Origin of the sequence: Streptomyces sp. NPDC059373, assembly GCF_042751495.1 — a bacterium.
Classification (GTDB): domain Bacteria; phylum Actinomycetota; class Actinomycetes; order Streptomycetales; family Streptomycetaceae; genus Actinacidiphila.
Window position 1 is genome coordinate 179980 of record NZ_JBHYXC010000006.1, and the last position, 15953, is coordinate 195932.

The 15953-nt window shown below is 71.9% G+C and carries 17 protein-coding genes; 2 read left to right on the top strand and 15 right to left on the bottom strand.

The window, feature by feature from the left end:
* Positions 1–6: 6 nt before the first annotated feature.
* Positions 7–720, top strand: coding sequence for a TetR/AcrR family transcriptional regulator (locus ACFXJ5_RS13515; protein ID WP_384630514.1), 714 nt, complete (start codon positions 7–9; stop codon positions 718–720).
* Between the two features lie 154 nt (positions 721–874).
* A complete protein-coding gene (locus tag ACFXJ5_RS13520; RefSeq protein ID WP_384630515.1) occupies positions 875–1600 on the top strand; it encodes a DedA family protein in 726 nt (241 codons plus the stop codon).
* 57 nt (positions 1601–1657) lie between these two features.
* Here the strand turns inward: ACFXJ5_RS13520 and ACFXJ5_RS13525 are convergent, their stop codons facing one another.
* The 15 genes from ACFXJ5_RS13525 to ACFXJ5_RS13595 form a co-directional block, all read right to left on the bottom strand.
* A complete protein-coding gene (locus tag ACFXJ5_RS13525; protein WP_384630516.1) occupies positions 1658–2362 on the bottom strand; it encodes a hypothetical protein in 705 nt (234 codons plus the stop codon).
* 386 nt (positions 2363–2748) lie between these two features.
* On the bottom strand, positions 2749–3822 hold the full coding sequence (hypE, locus tag ACFXJ5_RS13530) for a hydrogenase expression/formation protein HypE (protein WP_384630517.1): 1074 nt from the start codon (positions 3820–3822) through the stop codon (positions 2749–2751).
* A complete protein-coding gene (hypD, locus tag ACFXJ5_RS13535; protein WP_384630518.1) occupies positions 3815–4942 on the bottom strand; it encodes a hydrogenase formation protein HypD in 1128 nt (375 codons plus the stop codon). Before hypD ends, hypE begins: the two co-directional genes overlap by 8 nt.
* A complete protein-coding gene (locus ACFXJ5_RS13540) occupies positions 4939–5262 on the bottom strand; it encodes a HypC/HybG/HupF family hydrogenase formation chaperone (RefSeq protein WP_384630519.1) in 324 nt (107 codons plus the stop codon). Before ACFXJ5_RS13540 ends, hypD begins: the two co-directional genes overlap by 4 nt.
* A gap of 31 nt (positions 5263–5293) precedes the next feature.
* Entirely contained in the window at positions 5294–7630 is a 2337-nt protein-coding gene (gene hypF, locus ACFXJ5_RS13545) for a carbamoyltransferase HypF (protein ID WP_384630520.1), read from the bottom strand.
* Entirely contained in the window at positions 7627–8394 is a 768-nt protein-coding gene (gene hypB, locus ACFXJ5_RS13550; protein WP_384630521.1) for a hydrogenase nickel incorporation protein HypB, read from the bottom strand. Before hypB ends, hypF begins: the two co-directional genes overlap by 4 nt.
* 3 nt (positions 8395–8397) lie before the next feature.
* On the bottom strand, positions 8398–8790 hold the full coding sequence (gene hypA, locus ACFXJ5_RS13555) for a hydrogenase maturation nickel metallochaperone HypA (protein ID WP_384630522.1): 393 nt from the start codon (positions 8788–8790) through the stop codon (positions 8398–8400).
* Between the two features lie 120 nt (positions 8791–8910).
* Complete coding sequence (locus ACFXJ5_RS13560) at positions 8911–9027, bottom strand: DUF6893 family small protein (RefSeq protein ID WP_384630523.1); 117 nt, start codon at positions 9025–9027, stop codon at positions 8911–8913.
* Between the two features lie 44 nt (positions 9028–9071).
* On the bottom strand, positions 9072–9638 hold the full coding sequence (locus tag ACFXJ5_RS13565) for a hydrogenase maturation protease (RefSeq protein WP_384630524.1): 567 nt from the start codon (positions 9636–9638) through the stop codon (positions 9072–9074).
* A complete protein-coding gene (locus ACFXJ5_RS13570) occupies positions 9635–11086 on the bottom strand; it encodes a hypothetical protein (protein ID WP_384630525.1) in 1452 nt (483 codons plus the stop codon). Before ACFXJ5_RS13570 ends, ACFXJ5_RS13565 begins: the two co-directional genes overlap by 4 nt.
* On the bottom strand, positions 11083–11787 hold the full coding sequence (locus ACFXJ5_RS13575) for a DUF6084 family protein (protein WP_384630526.1): 705 nt from the start codon (positions 11785–11787) through the stop codon (positions 11083–11085). Before ACFXJ5_RS13575 ends, ACFXJ5_RS13570 begins: the two co-directional genes overlap by 4 nt.
* A complete protein-coding gene (locus ACFXJ5_RS13580) occupies positions 11784–12452 on the bottom strand; it encodes a DUF5947 family protein (RefSeq protein ID WP_384630527.1) in 669 nt (222 codons plus the stop codon). The genes ACFXJ5_RS13575 and ACFXJ5_RS13580 overlap by 4 nt, the downstream gene beginning before the upstream one ends.
* Complete coding sequence (locus ACFXJ5_RS13585; RefSeq protein ID WP_384630528.1) at positions 12449–12976, bottom strand: hypothetical protein; 528 nt, start codon at positions 12974–12976, stop codon at positions 12449–12451. The genes ACFXJ5_RS13580 and ACFXJ5_RS13585 overlap by 4 nt, the downstream gene beginning before the upstream one ends.
* A complete protein-coding gene (locus ACFXJ5_RS13590; protein WP_384630529.1) occupies positions 12973–14757 on the bottom strand; it encodes a nickel-dependent hydrogenase large subunit in 1785 nt (594 codons plus the stop codon). The genes ACFXJ5_RS13585 and ACFXJ5_RS13590 overlap by 4 nt, the downstream gene beginning before the upstream one ends.
* A 72-nt stretch (positions 14758–14829) precedes the next feature.
* Positions 14830–15918, bottom strand: a complete 1089-nt coding sequence (locus ACFXJ5_RS13595) for an NADH-quinone oxidoreductase subunit B family protein (protein WP_384630530.1) — start codon at positions 15916–15918, stop codon at positions 14830–14832.
* Positions 15919–15953: the final 35 nt, after the last annotated feature.

A 15953-nucleotide genomic window follows, 5' to 3' on the forward strand; every position in this document is an offset into this window, starting at 1 on the left:
CGGAGTATGAGCCCTCAGACCCAGGAGTCCGGCCGCACCGGAGCGACCCCCTGCCGCACCCTGCGGGCCGACGCCGAGCGTAATCGCGCCCGCCTGGTGGCGGCGGCCGGCGCCGTGTTCGCGGAGCAGGGTCTGGACGCCCCGCTGGAGGACATCGCCGAACGTGCCGGGGTGGGAATCGCGACGCTGTACCGCCGGTTCCCGACCCGCGAGGAGCTGATCGCGGCCACCTACGAGGCCAAGATGGCGGACTTCGCCGAAACGGCGGAGGAAGCGCTCCGGGCTCCCGACACCTGGGCCGGATTCAGCGGCTGCGTGGAGCGGATGTGCGCCATGCAGGCCGAGAACCGCGGCTTCACCAGCGTGATGACCATGCCCCTGCCGCTCTCGACGGAAGCTCTGGCCCTGCGGGACCGGGCCAAGAGCGCCCTCCACGCACTCGTACAGCGGGCCCAGGAGGAGGGCGTCCTCCGCGAGGACTTCACCCCGGAGGACGTCCCCCTCCTCCTGATGGCCAACGCGGGAATCCTGGCGGTCACCCGGGATGTGGCGCCGCACGCCTGGCGGCGGCTGGTCGCCTATCAGTTGCAGGCCTTCCACGCCCGGGGTGACCGGTCCGGGCCGTTGCCGGCGGCGCCGACCCCCGTACAGATGAACCGGATCATGATGACCCACCGGGCGCAGGCCGCGCAGATCGAGGCGGACTGCCCAGAAGGCTAAATGGAGGGTACAATCCATATAGGCCCGCGATGCTGGGCCCGGACGCTCCACGGCGCCGCCGAGGAGACTCCGCTGTGACAGGAGGCGGCATGGACGGCGAAGACGTTCCCGCCGCCGGCGATGACACGCCGCCGGGAGTGCCCGGGCGGGCCCTGTGATACCCGCCGGATTCGTCGAGTCGATCGGCGTATGGGCCTACGTCCTGGTGTTCGTCCTCACCATGGGCGAGACCAGCGTCTTCATCGGCATCGTCCTCCCCGGCGAAACCCTGGTCCTCCTCGCTGCCGCCATAGCCGGCGCCGGTCACCTCGACGTGATCGGCCTGGGCACGGTGGTGATCACCGGCAGCATCGTGGGCGACTCGGTCGGCTACTGGGTCGGCCGCTGGTCCGTCCACAGCCGCGCCGCCGAGCGGATGCGGCGTTGGACGGCGCAGTGGCGCCTGGCGCGACGCCTGCGAGACCTCCCCATACTGCGCACCGGCAAGCAACGGGCACACGACTTCCTGCTGGGCCACGGCGGCGCCGCCGTCTTCACCGGGCGCTTCGTCGGCTTCGTACGCTCCTTCCTCCCCTTCGCGGCGGGAGCGGCCGGCATGCCCTACCGGCGCTTCCTCCCGACCGCCGTCGCCGCCGGCCTCATCTGGGGCACGGGGAACGTCCTGGTGGGGTACTTCCTCGGCGCCTCCGCCGGAGGCCTTCTGCACAATGTGGCGATCACCGCGGTCGTATGCGTGGCCGCGGTAGCGGCCGTGATCTTCGCCGCTCAGCGCTTCCGCCACAACCGCGGCCGCATCCCCAGGAGTTCCGTCGTGGCCTCATCGGTGCCCGCTCCCGCCCAACCGGGCGACCGTGACGAGTCACTGCCCGGCGCGCGGTAGAGGCTCGCGGCCAACGCGCCCGGCCGGGGGTGAGCCCGAGCGCGTGGTGGAACAGGATCACGTCAGCCATGGGTCGTTGTCCTCCGGTGCAGGGCCGGCCGGGGCGTCGCCGGGGGGCGTGCCGTGCCAGCGCCATGTGGTGAGGCGTGGTCGACCGGGGAGTTCCGCGCGGCCGGTGGCCCACAGGAGGGTGCGCCAGCGGTCGGTGTCGGTCGGGGCGTCGGGGAAGAGCCGGGCCAGCACCCGGTCGCACAGGTCGGCGTCGGGAGCCCACTCGATACCCAGGCCCTCGGCGATGTCGTACGTATGCACCAGGGTCTCGACGATGCCCATGGCGGCGAAGCCTTCGGGGTCGGCCGCGCCGAAGACGTGGTGCGACCTCACTGTCGGCGGCTTGGTGCGCACGATGGCTGTGAGCAGGGCGCCACTGGCTTCCAGCACCTGCAACAGGCCGTCCGGACCGGCGGCGCGGTCCGCGAAGATGGAGTTCGCCGGGCCGCCCGGCTTCCTGCGGCTCCAGGCGAACGGGATGTGCGTGTCCAACGGCGGTTTCTCCGGGCCCAGTTGGGCGGCGTAGGAGAAGAGGTCGTCGGCGAGGTGCTCGACGGTCTCCCAGCAGTCCCACTCCAGCGACCCGGCCTTGGCGCCCCAGTCCGGAGCCTGCCCCCCGCGCAGCGCGGTGACCGCGAGGCGGACGGCGTACTCGACGTCGGCCGCGGTGACGGTGCCGGTGTCGCGCGATGCTGCGTGTGCTTCAGCCATGGCGGGACCGTATCAACCTGCACCGTCAGCCGAGGCCGGCCGTCCTGCTCCGGACATGGCCGAGGTCAGTCGGCGTTGAGGGCAGGCCACGCGTGCGCACCCTGGTCAGCAGATCGGGCCGTTGCGGTGGCCACAGTGGCTCCGAGTCGCCGGACAGGTCGCCGGGCGTCCACCACCGCCGGCGCAGGATCTTGTCCGCCGCATGGGCGGCGGCGAGGTCACCGGGCGGATCTCTCCGAGGGCCGTGCGCGAGAAGGATGTGCGAAGGCAAGCCCCCCATCAGCCGCGTGAACAACGCTGCGGGTCAATACATCCGTACGAACCTGCCGGGCACCGGCACGGAAAGCCGCCGCCCGGCAGGCTCCCCTCGGCCCCGCCACGACCGGTCAGCAGATCCGCGGCAGCTGCTCCCCGATCGGCAGGTCGACCACCCGCGTGCCGCCCAGCCCGGTGCGGGCGACCACCATGCCGGGGTGCGCCTCCACCGCCTCGCCGATGACCGCGGCCTCGGCCCCGAGCGGGTGGGCGCGCATCGCGTCCAGGACCGCGTCGGCGTGCTCGCGCGGGACGAACGCGACGAGCTTGCCCTCGTTGGCGACGTACATCGGGTCGAGACCCAGGATCGCGCAGGCGTTGCTCACGGTCGGCGGGACGGGGACGCCGCGTTCCTGGATGACCACGCCGGTGCCGGAGGCGGCCGCGATCTCGTTGAGGGCGGCGGCCAGCCCACCGCGGGTGGGATCGCGTAGTACGTGCAGGTCAGGGGTGACGGCGAGCATGGCGTCGACCAGCCCGCCCAGCGCGGCGCAGTCACTCTCGATCTCCACGCCGAACTCCAGCCCCTCGCGGACGCTCATGATCGCCACGCCGTGGACGCCGATCGCGCCGCTGACGATGACGACGTCGCCGGGGACGACACGCTGCGGGCGCAGGTCCACGCCCGCCGGGATGAGGCCGATCCCCGCGGTGTTGATGAAGACGCCGTCTCCGTGGCCGGCCTCGACGACCTTGGTGTCCCCGGTCACGACCTCGACACCCGCGGCGCGGGCGGCCGCGCCCAGCGCCTCGGCCACCCGCGCGACGACGGAGACCTCGACGCCCTCCTCCAGGATGAACCCGCAGGACAGGTACGCGGCCCGGGCGCCGCTCATGGCCAGGTCGTTGACGGTGCCGTTGACCGCGAGGTCGCCGATGCTGCCGCCGGGGAAGAACAACGGCCGCACTACGAAGGAGTCGGTGGAGAAGGCAAGCCGGACGCCACCCAGCGAGACCGCCGCGGAGTCGCCCAGCTGCGACAGCGCCGGTCCGCCGAAGGCGGGCGCGAAGACGTGCTGGACCAGCTCGGCGGACAGCGCGCCGCCACCGCCGTGGCCCATCACCACCCGGGGGTGGTCGCGCAGCGGAGCAGGGCAGGTCCACGCCGTGAGGTCCGGTGCGCCGGTCGTGGTGGTCTCAGACAACGGGGCTCGCCTCCAGCGGGCTTGCGTTCGGGATGTCCAGCCGCCGGTAGAGGTAGTAGGCGGCGCACGCACCCTCGCTGGAGACCATGGTGGCCCCGAGGGGGTTGCGGGGGGTGCAGGTGGTGCCGAAGGCCTCGCACTCGTGGGGCTTCAGCAGGCCCTGCAGGACCTCGCCGCTGCGGCACTCGGCGGGCTCACGGGTGTCGATGCCGGTCACCGAGAACCGGTGCTCGGCGTCGTGGTCCCGGTACCGGGGGGACAGCCGCCAGCCGCTCTGCGGAATGACGCCGATGCCGCGCCACGCCCGGTCGGTCACCTCGAAGACGTCCTCCAGCATGGCCAGTGCCGCCGGATTGCCCCCCGGCCGTACAGCACGCGGATAGGCGTTGTCGACGGTGTGCTCGCCCCGCTCCAGCTGCTGGACGGTCCGGCGTACGCCTTCGAGGATGTCCAGCGGCTCGAAGCCGGTCACCACGATCGGGACCCGGTACCTTTCGGCCAGCTCCGGGTACTCCCCGATGCCCATGACGCTGCACACATGGCCGGCGGCGAGGAACGCCTGCACCCGGCAGTCCGGCGACTGCATGATCGCCTCGATCGCCGGGGGCACCCGCACGTGGGAGACCAGCAGGCTGAAGTTCTTGATGCCGAGCTTGCGTGCCTGATACACCGTCATGGCGTTGGGCGGCGCGGTGGTCTCGAAGCCGATGCCGAAGAACACGACCTCCCGGTCCGGATTCTGCTGGGCGGTCCGCAGGGCGTCGAGCGGTGAGTAGACGACCCGTACGTCGCCGCCCTCGCTGCGGACCCGGAAGAGGTCACGGCCGGTGCCCGGGACGCGGAGCATGTCGCCGAAGGAGCAGAAGATGACGTCGGGGCGGGAGGCGATCTCCAGGGCCTTGTCGATGACCTCCAGCGGGGTGACGCACACCGGGCAGCCCGGCCCGTGGATCAACTCCACCTGATCCGGCAGAAGTTGGTCGATACCGTGCCGGATGATGGTGTGCGTCTGGCCGCCGCAGACCTCCATCAGCGCCCACGGCCTGGTCACGGTGGCGTGGATGTCGTCGAGCAGCCGGCGGGCCAGCTCGGGGTCCTGGAACTCGTCGATGTACTTCACTTCTGCGCCTCCTGCGGTGCGTCGCTGCCGCCGCCGGGCCAGGGCGATCCGCCCGCCTCGGCGGCCAGTTCCCACGGGTCGCCGAACTCCTCCTGGAGCAGCCCGAGTTGCGAGAACAGCTCCAGGGTCTGTTTGGCCGACTCCTCGTCCAGGCGTTGCAGGGCGAATCCCACGTGGACGATGGCGTACTCGCCGACCTGGAGGTCCGGCAGGTACTCCAGGCACACCTCCTTGACCACGCCGCCGAAGTCGACGGTGGCCATGCGGGTGCCGTCCCGTTCCTCGATGTCCAGAACTCTGCCGGGTACCGCCAGGCACATGGGGGTTCTCCTCGCTGTGGGTGGTGCGTTGTCAGTCGGTGGCGCGCGCCGCCACGAGGACCTGGCCGAGCGCCAGTCCCCCGTCGTTGGGGGGCACCTGGTGATGGCGCAGGACGGTGAAGCCGTCGTCCCGCAGCGTTTTCGCGCAGGCGGAGGACAGCAGCGTGTTGGCGAACACCCCGCCGGTCAGAGCGACGGTGTCCAGGCCGTGCCGCTCGCGGGCCAGGGCGCAGGTCCTGCCGACGAGTCCGGCGACCGCCGCGTGGAAGCGAGCCGCGATGACCTCCGGCGGGGTGCCCGCGCGCAGGTCGTCGACGGCCGCCGCCAGTACGGGTGCCGGGTCGGCGGTCATCGCCGCCGGGGCCCCGGCTGCGGGGGGCCGCAGCGGGAAGTCGTAAGCCGGTCCGCTGTTCCCGTCGGCGGTCAGGGCCGCGGCTTCGAGTTCGACGGCGGCCTGGGCCTCGTATCCCGCCCGGTGGCACACGCCCGCGAGGGAGGAGACGGCGTCGAACAGCCGGCCCATGCTGGACGTGGGCACGCAGTTCAGGTTCCGCTCCAGCTGACGGTCCAGCAGCCGGCTCTCGTCGGGAGGGCACGCCGCCATGCAGGGCAGATCCGGCGTCCAGTCGATGCCCGCCGCGCGCAGATGGGCCAGCGCCATGCGGTACGGGCGGCGTACGGCGGCGTCACCGCCCGGCAGCGGGACGTACGCGAGGTGGGCGAAGCGCGCGTATCCGTCGTAGTCCGCGAGCAGGAACTCCCCGCCCCACACCGCCTCGTCGTCGCCGTATCCGGTGCCGTCGAAGGCGACGCCGATGACCTGGCGGCCGCCGTCGAGGCCGTGTTCCGCCATGGCGGCGGCGATGTGCGCGTGATGGTGCTGTACGCGGACGACCGGGCGTCCGTCGGCGTGACGCAGGGCCCACTGGGCGGAGCGGTAGCCGGGGTGCTGGTCGGCGGACAGGACTCCGGGGCGCACCCCGGTGATGGTTTCCAGCTGGTGTTCGGCGCGTTCGAAGGCCTGTTGGGTGGCGAGGTCGTCCATGTCCCCGATGTGGGCGGACAGCCAGGCCCGGCGTCCCTCGGCGAGGCAGAACGCGTTCTTCAGGTCGCCCCCGGCGGCGAGCGACGGCCGCACCGGCACGGGCAGCGTGATCGGCAGCGGGGCGTAGCCGCGCGCACGGCGTACGATCAGCCGCTCCCCGTCGCAGACCCGCACCACGGAGTCGTCGCACGGCACATGGATCGGGCGGTCGTGCGTCAGCCAGGCGTCGGCCAGGTGCGCCAGCCGGTCCAGGGCCTCGGCGTCGTCGGTGACGATGGGCTCCCCGGCCAGGTTTCCACTGGTCATCACCAGCAGGCGCGGTCCGGGCGGATCACCGGGCAGGCCGAGCAGGAGATGGTGCAGGGGCGTGTACGGGAGCATCACGCCCAGGTCGGGGCTGCCGGGGGCAACGGCTTCCAGGACGGCTTCGGCCCGGCGGCGCAGCAGCACGATGGGCCGTACGCCGCCGGTGAGCAACTCCCGTTCCTCGGGCCCGACATGCGCCAGCTGCTCGACCTCGGCGAGGTCCCGGGCCATCAGGGCGAACGGCTTGTCGCCCCGGGCCTTGCGGCGCCGCAGCAGCTCCACGGCCCGGGAGTTGGCCGCGTCGCAGGCGAGGTGGTAGCCGCCGAGGCCCTTCAGGGCGAGGATCGCGCCGTCGGACAGAAGACGGCGGGCCTCGGCGACCGGGTCGACCGCGGCCGGTCCGGACGTGGGCAGCAGCCGCAGGCGCGGTCCGCAGTCGTGGCAGGCGACCGGCTGGGCGTGGAAGCGGCGGTCCGCCGGGTCGGCGTACTCGCTGGCGCAGGCGACGCACATCGGGAAGCGGGCCATGGTCGTGTGGGCGCGGTCGTACGGCAGTCCGGTGACGATGGTGAACCGGGGTCCGCAGTGCGTACAGGTGATGAAGGGGTGGCGGTGGCGCCGGTCGGCGGGGTCGGCCAGTTCACTCAGGCAGTCGGCGCAGGTGGCCACGTCCGGGGAGACCAGCGTGCGGGCCGGGCCGTCCGTACGGGAGGCCACGATGGCGAACCCGGCGCCGCCCTCGGGGGCGAGCTCCCGGTGGTCGACGGACTCCACCATCGCCAGCGGTGGCGCGCCCGCCACGATCCGGTCGCAGAACAGCGTCACGGCGGCCGCCGCGCCCTCGACCTCCGCGACCACTCCCTCACCGGTGTTGGTGACATGCCCGGCCAGCCCAAGGCCGGTGGCGAGGGTGTACAGGTACGGCCGGAAGCCGACGCCCTGCACGACGCCCCGCACGGTGACGCGCCGGCGCAGCGTCGTCTCGACCAGGGCGGCGCCGGGCTGAGGGGTGGTCACGGCCGGGTCTGCGCCACGGCGGCGTGCGTGTGCGACGGGGCGTCGGGCGTAGGCGCATGCGTATGCGTATGCGCGGGTGGGGCGGCCATGACCGGCACGTGGCCGGCGACGCCGTCCCCGGCGGCCAGTGCCCGGTCGAGCAGGATGCCCAGTCCCTCTCCCCGGCGCGCGGAGGTCAGGATGACCTCGACGCCGGGGTTGACCTGCTGGACGTTGGCGCGGAAGGCCGCCTCGTCGAAGTCGACGGCGTCGGCGATGTCGGTCTTGGTGACGACCACCAGGTGCGCGAGTCCGAAGGCGGCGGGGTACTTCAGCGGTTTGTCCTCGCCCTCGGTCACCGAGGCGAGCACCACCCGCAGCGACTCCCCGAGGTCGTACGAGGCCGGGCAGACGAGGTTGCCGACGTTCTCCACGAACAGCAACCGGGTCCCCTCGGGCAGCCACCCGTCCAGGTGGCCGCCCAGCATCCCGGCCTCCAGGTGGCACAGCCCATCGGTGAGCACCTGCTTGACCGGGACGCCGGAGCGGGCCAGGCGCAGCGCGTCGTTCTCGGTGGCGAGGTCGGCGGTGAGCGCGGCGACCGGCACTCCCCGCTCGCGCGCCAGGACCAGTTCGCGTTCCAGAAGGGCGGTCTTCCCGCTGCCGGGGCTGGAGAGGAGGTTGACGACGGTGGTGCCGCGGGCTGCCAGTTCCGTGCGCAGGGTCTGCGCTGACGCGTCGTTCTTGGCGAGTACGGCCTGCTGCAGATCGACCACTCGGCACATGGTTCAGCGCTCCTCGGAGATCGGTTCGCGGGTGCGTTCGTGCGGCCGGCCGTCCTCCCAGCGCACGCTGACGATCTGCAGCTCGCGGCCCGAGAGCAGTTCGGCGGTCGCCTCGCCGCACACCGGGCAGCTCAGCCGCGGCGGCATGCCGACGGCCCATTCGTCCGCGCAGGGCGCGCAGCGGGCGCGGGCCGGAACGGATTCGGCGACGAGTTCGGCGCCTTCCAGGACGGTCCCGGCGCAGGCCAGTTCGAAGCAGAAGGACAGCGCGTCGGGGACCACCCCGGCCAGTTCGCCCACCTGGAGCCGGACGCTGCTGACCGCCGTGGCGCCGGCCGTCCGCGCCGCCTCCTCCACCTGGCCGACGACGGCCATGGCGATGGACATCTCGTGCATCGGTCTCCGTCCGGTGCGGTCGGTCCGCCGGGCTCCATTACACGGCGGGCCCCGGGGGCCGGAGAGCTGGCACGCCGACACGGCAGCACGGGGTACACCGTTCGGTGCAGCGGAGCGGCGTCACATTCTGCGGATCCGCAGGTAGCGCTTGAGGTCGGGCACGGCCGCCGCCGCGAGGGCGCCGAGAGCGGCGAGTGCGGCCGCGGCCGCACCGCCGGTGATGACCATCTTCTTCATGGGGGTGTTCCTCTCGATCAGTTCCGTCAGTTCCGTCGGGTCCGTCAGCTCGTGGCCGGTCCGGCCACGGCACGCGGCGCGGGCGCCTCCTGCTCCTCGTCCCGCAGAATGCGCAGGACCAGCCGTACGGCGTCGGGCACCGCCCGGGCCACCGGCGTGCTCAGGCCGATGCCCTCCTCGACGTCGGCCGGCTCGCAGCCCACCACCACCGTGCGCCGGGGCGGGGTCGCGCCGGTGCCGGCGCACAGGGTGTCCAGGAGGGCCAGGACCGCGTCGGGGGTCATCCGGTGGCCGTCGAGCACGGCGCCCGGGGGCTGCGTGCCCCCGGTGCCGCCGGACGGGCCCGCCTCGATCAGGTAGAGCGTGCCGGGGGCGCCGCCGCGGGCGGTGGCGTCGATCAGGACGAGCGTGTCGTATCCGTCGAGGAGTTGGTAGGCGAGGTGTACGCCCCGCACGCCGATGTCGACCACTTCGACATGCCCGGGCAGTAACTGCGTGGCCAGCCGCCGTGCCGTTTCGACGCCGAATCCGTCGTCGCCGAGGAAGATGTTGCCGACCCCGGCGACCAGGATCCTGGGGGTCTTGTCCGTCGGTTCCGTGGGTGGGCTCACGCGTCCTCCAGGGAAGTCAGGGGGGCGACCTCGTCGGGCTGGAAGTACCGGAACCGTCCCTGCTCGCGCAGGATGTCGGCGCCCGGGTCGCCCTCCACGGTCACGGCGAGGTGCACTCCCCCGTCCACGTCGTGCAGGACCGCCTCGACGTGGGCGCTGCGGCCGTGGAGGAAGAGGTCCTGGGCGTCGGTGCGCCGCAGGCCGGGCCGCAGCAGGACGCGGCTGCCCGCGCCCACGGACTGACCGTCCACCAGGATCCGGTCGCGCAGCGGGTCGACGGAGGCGTCGGCCGCCGGGTCCCACCAGGGGGTGTCGGGGCGGACCACGCCCGGCCCGTCCGGCAGCTCGGCGATGTCCTCGGGGCCTGTCCGGGACGCCGTGGCACCCGGTTCGGTGACCTCCCGCAGGGCCCGTACGGCGCCGTGCAGGCGCTCCAGGACCTCGGGGGGCATCGAGTCGGCCAGGTCGATCACGGCGGCCGCCCGGTCGTCGGTGCCCCGGGCCTCGCGCTTCTCCTGGTCGGTGAGGGCCGCGGTGCGCAGCGCGAGGATCTCGTCGATCTCGGTGGAGTCGTACAGCGCCCCTGGGCTCTCCGGGGCGATGGCGGGGTGGTCCTCCAGGATGATCGGGGAGGACAGCACCAGGTCCGTACGGCCGGGTTCACCGGCGAGCACCGGCCAGGTGTGCAGATTCCGGCAGGAGGCGACCGCGCCCTTGGCCCACTCGGGCGGGTCGGTCATCGACAGGAACGAGCCGGCGCCGAGCCCCAGCATGAGGTGGCCGGCGACCAGCGCGTGGGCCAGGGCGGCGTCGCGGTCGGCACCGGGGCCGTCCGGCGCCCAGGTGCTGGTGTTCTCCACGACGGCGGTCAGCCGCATCGTGCGGTAGGGGCCGCCGATCTCACCGGCCGACAGCCGCAGGACACCGTTGACCTCCTCGCGACGGCGGACCAGCCGGCCCACCTGCCGGCCGTCCGCGTCGAGGACCGGCTCGGTCTCCTCGCGTGCGGCACGGGTGAAGGGGACGGTGATTCCGTCGCCGGCCAGCTCGTCCACGGATGCGAGCACCGTGACCCGTTCCTCGGCGCCCTCGTCCCAGGGCACGATGACGCGGTCGGGCAGGTGCAGTTCGTCGACGGTCTCGAAGGTCCCGTCCTCCCGCGCCTGTTGGACCGTACGGCGCTGGGCGTGCAGGAAGCGCAGCTCGGCCGCCACCGTCGCGCCCGCCTTGGGTTCCATCAGGCATTCGGTGTGCTGGAACTCGTGCTCGTCGTGCTCGGCGCCCCAGGCGGGCGGTACGAGCACGCCGAACTGCCAGCGCAGCCGGTTCTTGGCCGCCGAGGCGCGGTACGGGTACAGCACATAGCCCTCGAAGAGGACGGCGTCGGCGACCTGCCGGGCGACGGCGAAGCGGGCTTCCAGCTCCGGGGTGAGTTCGGAGGTCGTCACGGCGCCGTCCTCTCGGTGACCCGCGACGCGGCGACGCGTGACAGGGCGGCGCGGGCCGGCGGCGGGGAATCCGGGAGTTCGGCGCCGTCCAGCAGCGCCTGTACGGTCGCCTCCCAGGACGGCAGTGCCCGCCCCGAGCGGAAGGCGAGCAGCGCGATCATCGTCTCGCGGGGCAGCCGGAGCCAGCCGCAGCCGGGGAAGTGCTGCTCGACCATCTCCTGCCACACCGCCACCGGCATCCGGCAGGTCGCCTCCCGGTCCCAGGGCACCGGTTCGACGCGGAAGCCGGCGGCTCCGGTGAAGGCGGTGCCGGAGAAGAGCATGAGCAGCGGCACGTCACCGGCCACCAGAGCGTCGGCGTACCGGGTCGCGGCGACGTCCATGTCGTAGGTGCAGGGCACGACGAGGTCGGTCTCGGTCTCCCCGGTGAAGCCGGGGACCATGAGCGGGACCATTGCGAACTGCACCGGCTGGAGGGTGCTGCCCCAGCGCGAGCGCTCACCGAAGAGGTCCCCCAGCGCCTCGGCCTCCGCGGGTTCGTAGGCGCGCCGGGCCGGCTCGACACGGATCTGGCAGCGCAGCATGAGGGCGTGCACCGGGGAGTCCCCGGACGCGGTGATGCGCAGCCGGAAGACCAGGGTGGGTCCGGCGGCGTACGGGTCGGCGCGTACGCCGGTGCAGGTGAAGGAGAACTCCGTCACGGCCGCTTCCCCTTCCCCGGCACGCGGGCGAGCCGCCCGACGTGTTCGAAGAACGCGTCCAGGTCGGCCCGGGCCTCCGCCCCGCCGTCGAATCCCTGCCAGAGCAGTCGCATCCGGCCGACCAGCTCGTAGCAGATGTCGATGGGGACGAGATAGCACTCGACGCGTCCGTTGGAGCGGCGCAACAGCAGGGCCTCCACGTCGGGTTCGAGCAGTTCGGCCAGGGGGCTGCCGCCGAGCACGGCCTGCCAGGTCGAGTCGTCGAGTTCGCTTTCGGTGGCGCCGGCCGGGCTGGGGTAGAGCGCGACCAGCCGGTCCAGCGCGGCGTTGCGGAAGAAGAAGGCCACGCCGACCGGGATCTGCAGGAGTTCCCACGCGCCGTCGTCGAGGCGGTGGTCGGGGTCGGCCAGGTACCGGTCGGGAACGGTCCGAAAACGGCCGTGCGCGGCGCCCGGCGCCTCGAAGAGCATGGCGCAGGGCGTGCACGCGCAGGCCAGTGAGCGCTTCTCGGTGTCCACCAGGTGCCGGTGGTTGCCCTCGGCCACCGGCACACCGCAGAGTTCACATCGCTCCTGCCGGGGCGGACGCGGCCCGGCGAACCGGCGCAGGCCCCGGGGTCCGGGGGCCGGGGCGGGGCGCTGCGGCCACGCCTGCGATGAGCTCACGGCGCCTCCACCGGGGACGGCCGGCCGATCTGGAGCAGCACCGGCTCCGGCTCGGCCGCCACCGTTTCCAGCTCCACCGCGGTCACTTCCGGCGCGAAGCAGGCCAGGGCGTCCCGCACCTCCTGCTGGACGGCCCCGCCGGTGCTGCCGCAGCCGCACCCTCCGCCGGCGGCGGACCGCAACCGCAGGGTGCCGGTGGTCTCGTCGAACTCCGCCACCTCGACGGCGTGTTGGCGTACGGTCTCCAAAGCCCGCGCGATCCGGCTGTCCCGGTCCTCGGGGTGCAGCTCGTGCAGGACCAGCAGGCTGGAGACCAGCTCGTCGCCAAGGAGCTCGGCCGGCGGTCCGGCGTCGAGCAGCTCGATGATCCGGGCCAGCCCCGCGCCGTAGAAGTCCATGAGGACGCGCACCAGTTCCTCGGCCGCCGCGGCGACCTCGCGGTCCCCGGTGGCGGCGAGTCGGTCCAGTACCTCTTCGACGCGCCGCCCGGCCTGCTCGGCGGTCATCGCGGTCATCGCGCTCATCCGGCCAGACCGCTCAGGCCGGTGGGCATGTGCATCTTCTGCACGGTCTTGCCCTCGCCGACGTACATGTGGACGCCGCAGGGCAGGCAGGGGTCGAAGCTGCGCACGGCGCGCATGATGTCGATGCCCTTGAAGTTCTCCGGCGGGTTCTCCTCGAAGATCGGCGTGTTCTGCACCGCGTCCTCGTACGGGCCGGGGGTGCCGAAGGTGTCCCGGGTGCTGGCGTTCCACGGGGTCGGGGGGTAGGGGTGGTAGTTGGCGATCTTCCCGTCCCGGATCACCATGTGGTGCGAGAGGACGCCGCGTACCGCCTCGGTGAAGCCGACGCCGATGCTCTCGTCCGGCACCTCGAACTTCTCCCAGGTCTGGGTGCGTCCGGCGCGGACCTCCTCCAGGCCCTTCTCGGCGAAGTGCAGCGCGATGGCCGCCGTGTACGCCTGGAAGTAGGTGCGGGCGCGGTTGCGTTCCAGCGCGTTGCTCCACTTCGGGATCTTCCACTCGAACCTGGTCTCGGGCTTGGTCATGGTGCGCGGCAGGTTGATGACGACGCTGTGACCGGTGGCCTTGACGTATCCGGTGTCGACCAGACCGGACAGCGCGGTGGACCACAGGCGGGCGATGGGGCCGCCGCCGGTGTCGAGCGCCAGGTAGTCCTTGCCGTCGAACCAGCGGGGGGACATCACCCAGCTGTAGTTGCCGTTGAAGTCGCGCTTCTGCGGGGCGGGGATGGTGTGCTGGTTCCACGGGTGCCGGGGGTCGACCGGGTTGCCGAGCGGGTCATGGGTGACGAACTGCTCCTGGCCCTCCCAGTCCTCGTAGTAGGAACTGCCCAGCAGGATCCGGATGCCGAGGTTGATCTCGGTGAGGTCGTTGGTGACCAGCTTGCCGTCGACGACGATGCCGGGGGTGACGAACATCCGCCGGCCCCAGTCGGTCATGTTGGCGTAGGTGAAGTCGCAGTACTCGGGGTCGTTGAGCGCTCCCCAGCAGCCGAGCATCACCCTGCGGCGGCCGACCTCCTCGTACCCGGGCAGGGCCTCGTAGAAGAAGTCGAACAGGTCGTCGTGCAGGGGCACGACCCGCTTCATGAACTCCACGTAGCGCATGAGGCGGCTGAGGTAGTCCGTGAAGAGCTGGACGGAGGCGATGGTGCCGACACCGCCCGGGTAGAGGGTGGAGGGGTGCACATGGCGGCCCTCCATGAGACAGAACATCTCCCGGGTGTAGCGGCTGACCTGGAGGGCCTCGCGGTAGAACTCGCCCTCGATGGGGTTGAGGGAGCGCATGATGTCGGCGATCGTGCGGTAGCCGTGCTCGCCGGCGTGCGGTGCCTCGGTGCGCTCGGCCAGCTCCAGGACGCCCGGGTTGGTCTCGCGGACCATCTTCTCGCAGTAGTCGACCCCGACCAGGTTCTCCTGGAAGATGTTGTGGTCGAACATGTACTCCGCCGACTCGCCCAGGTTGATGATCCACTCGGCGAGGTGCGGCGGCTTCACGCCGTAGGCCATGTTCTGCGTGTACACCGAACAGGTGGCGTGGTTGTCGCCGCAGATGCCGCAGATGCGGCTGGTGATGAAGTGCGCGTCGCGGGGGTCCTTGCCGCGCATGAAGACGCTGTAGCCGCGGAAGACCGACGAGGTGCTGTAGCACTCGGCGACCCTCTTCTGCTTGAAGTCGATCTTCGTGTGGATGCCGAGGCTGCCCACGATCCGGGTGATCGGATCCCAGGCCATCTCCACCAGGCCGCTGCCGTCGCCGGCCGCCTTCGTCTTCGGTGCCATTGTCTGTGGTGCCCTTCCTCAGGCGGAATGTCGGATGGTCGCGGTGCTGGAGGGTGTGCGGGAGCGAGCCGATCACCAGGGCGGTCGGTAGCCGGTGGTCAACTGGTCACCGGTGTGGCGCCACTTGGGCTCCTTGTCCACGGTCTTGGCGGTGATCGACCGCAGCTTGCGGATCACAGCGCCGTACGCGCCGCTGGCGGAGCTGGAGACCTTGCCGCCGGGCGGTTCGTCCATGAACGGCATGAACTTGTCGGGGAAGCCGGGCATCGTGCAGGCGATGCAGATACCGCCGACATTGGGACAGCCGCCGATGCCGTTCATCCAGCCACGCTTGGGCACGTTGCACTTGACGACGGGGCCCCAGCAGCCGAGCTTGACCAGGCACTTGGGCGAGTCATACGAGAGCGCGAACTGGCCCTGCTCGTAGTAGCCGGCCCGGTCGCAGCCCTCGTGCACGGTGGCGCCGAACAGCCAGGTCGGACGCAGCTTGTCGTCCAGCGGGATCATCGGCGCGGACCCGGCCGCCTGGTAGAGCAGGTAGGTCAGGGTCTCCGAGAAGTTGTCCGGCTGGATCGGGCAGCCGGGCACACAGACGATCGGGATGCCCGCCTTGGACTTCCAGTCCCATCCCAGGTAGTCGGGCACACCCATGGCACCGGTCGGGTTGCCGGCCATCGCGTGGATGCCGCCGTAGGTGGCGCACGTGCCGATGGCGACGACGGCCAGGGCCTTGGGCGCCAGCCGGTCGATCCACTCACTGGTCGTGATGGGCTGGCCGGTCTCCGGGTTGTCGCCGAAGCCGCACCAGTAGCCCTCTCGCTTGATCGACTCGTTGGGGACGGACCCCTCGACGACCAGGACGAAGGGGTCGATCTCGCCGCGCTCGCCCTTGAAGAACCACTCGATGAACGTGTCGGCGCCACCCACCGGACCGCACTCGAAGTCGATCAACGGCCAGTGGACCGCGATCTTGGGCAGACCGGGCAGCACGCCGAGCACGATCTCCTCGATGCTGGGCTGCATGGCGGCGGTCAGCGCCACGGAGTCGCCGTCGCAGCTCAGACCCGCGTTGATCCAGAGGATGTGGATCGGGGACTCTTCCTGTTCGGCCGCGCCGGACGCGCCCACTGTGTCGACCGTGGTCGGCGTTGCTGCATCCACGGGGATGCCTCCTCTGGGAGGTGAACAACGAAGCC

What these genes read in the sequence shown, in the direction of transcription:
- ACFXJ5_RS13515 (WP_384630514.1), top strand. Translation starts at nt 7, where the DNA reads ATGAGCCCTCAGACCCAGGAGTCCGGCCGCACCGGAGCGACCCCCTGC.
- ACFXJ5_RS13525 (WP_384630516.1), bottom strand. Translation starts at nt 2,362, where the DNA reads ATGGCTGAAGCACACGCAGCATCGCGCGACACCGGCACCGTCACCGCG.
- ACFXJ5_RS13540 (WP_384630519.1), bottom strand. Translation starts at nt 5,262, where the DNA reads ATGTGCCTGGCGGTACCCGGCAGAGTTCTGGACATCGAGGAACGGGAC.
- hypB (WP_384630521.1), bottom strand. Translation starts at nt 8,394, where the DNA reads ATGTGCCGAGTGGTCGATCTGCAGCAGGCCGTACTCGCCAAGAACGAC.
- hypA (WP_384630522.1), bottom strand. Translation starts at nt 8,790, where the DNA reads ATGCACGAGATGTCCATCGCCATGGCCGTCGTCGGCCAGGTGGAGGAG.
- ACFXJ5_RS13560 (WP_384630523.1), bottom strand. Translation starts at nt 9,027, where the DNA reads ATGAAGAAGATGGTCATCACCGGCGGTGCGGCCGCGGCCGCACTCGCC.
- ACFXJ5_RS13585 (WP_384630528.1), bottom strand. Translation starts at nt 12,976, where the DNA reads ATGAGCGCGATGACCGCGATGACCGCCGAGCAGGCCGGGCGGCGCGTC.
- ACFXJ5_RS13590 (WP_384630529.1), bottom strand. Translation starts at nt 14,757, where the DNA reads ATGGCACCGAAGACGAAGGCGGCCGGCGACGGCAGCGGCCTGGTGGAG.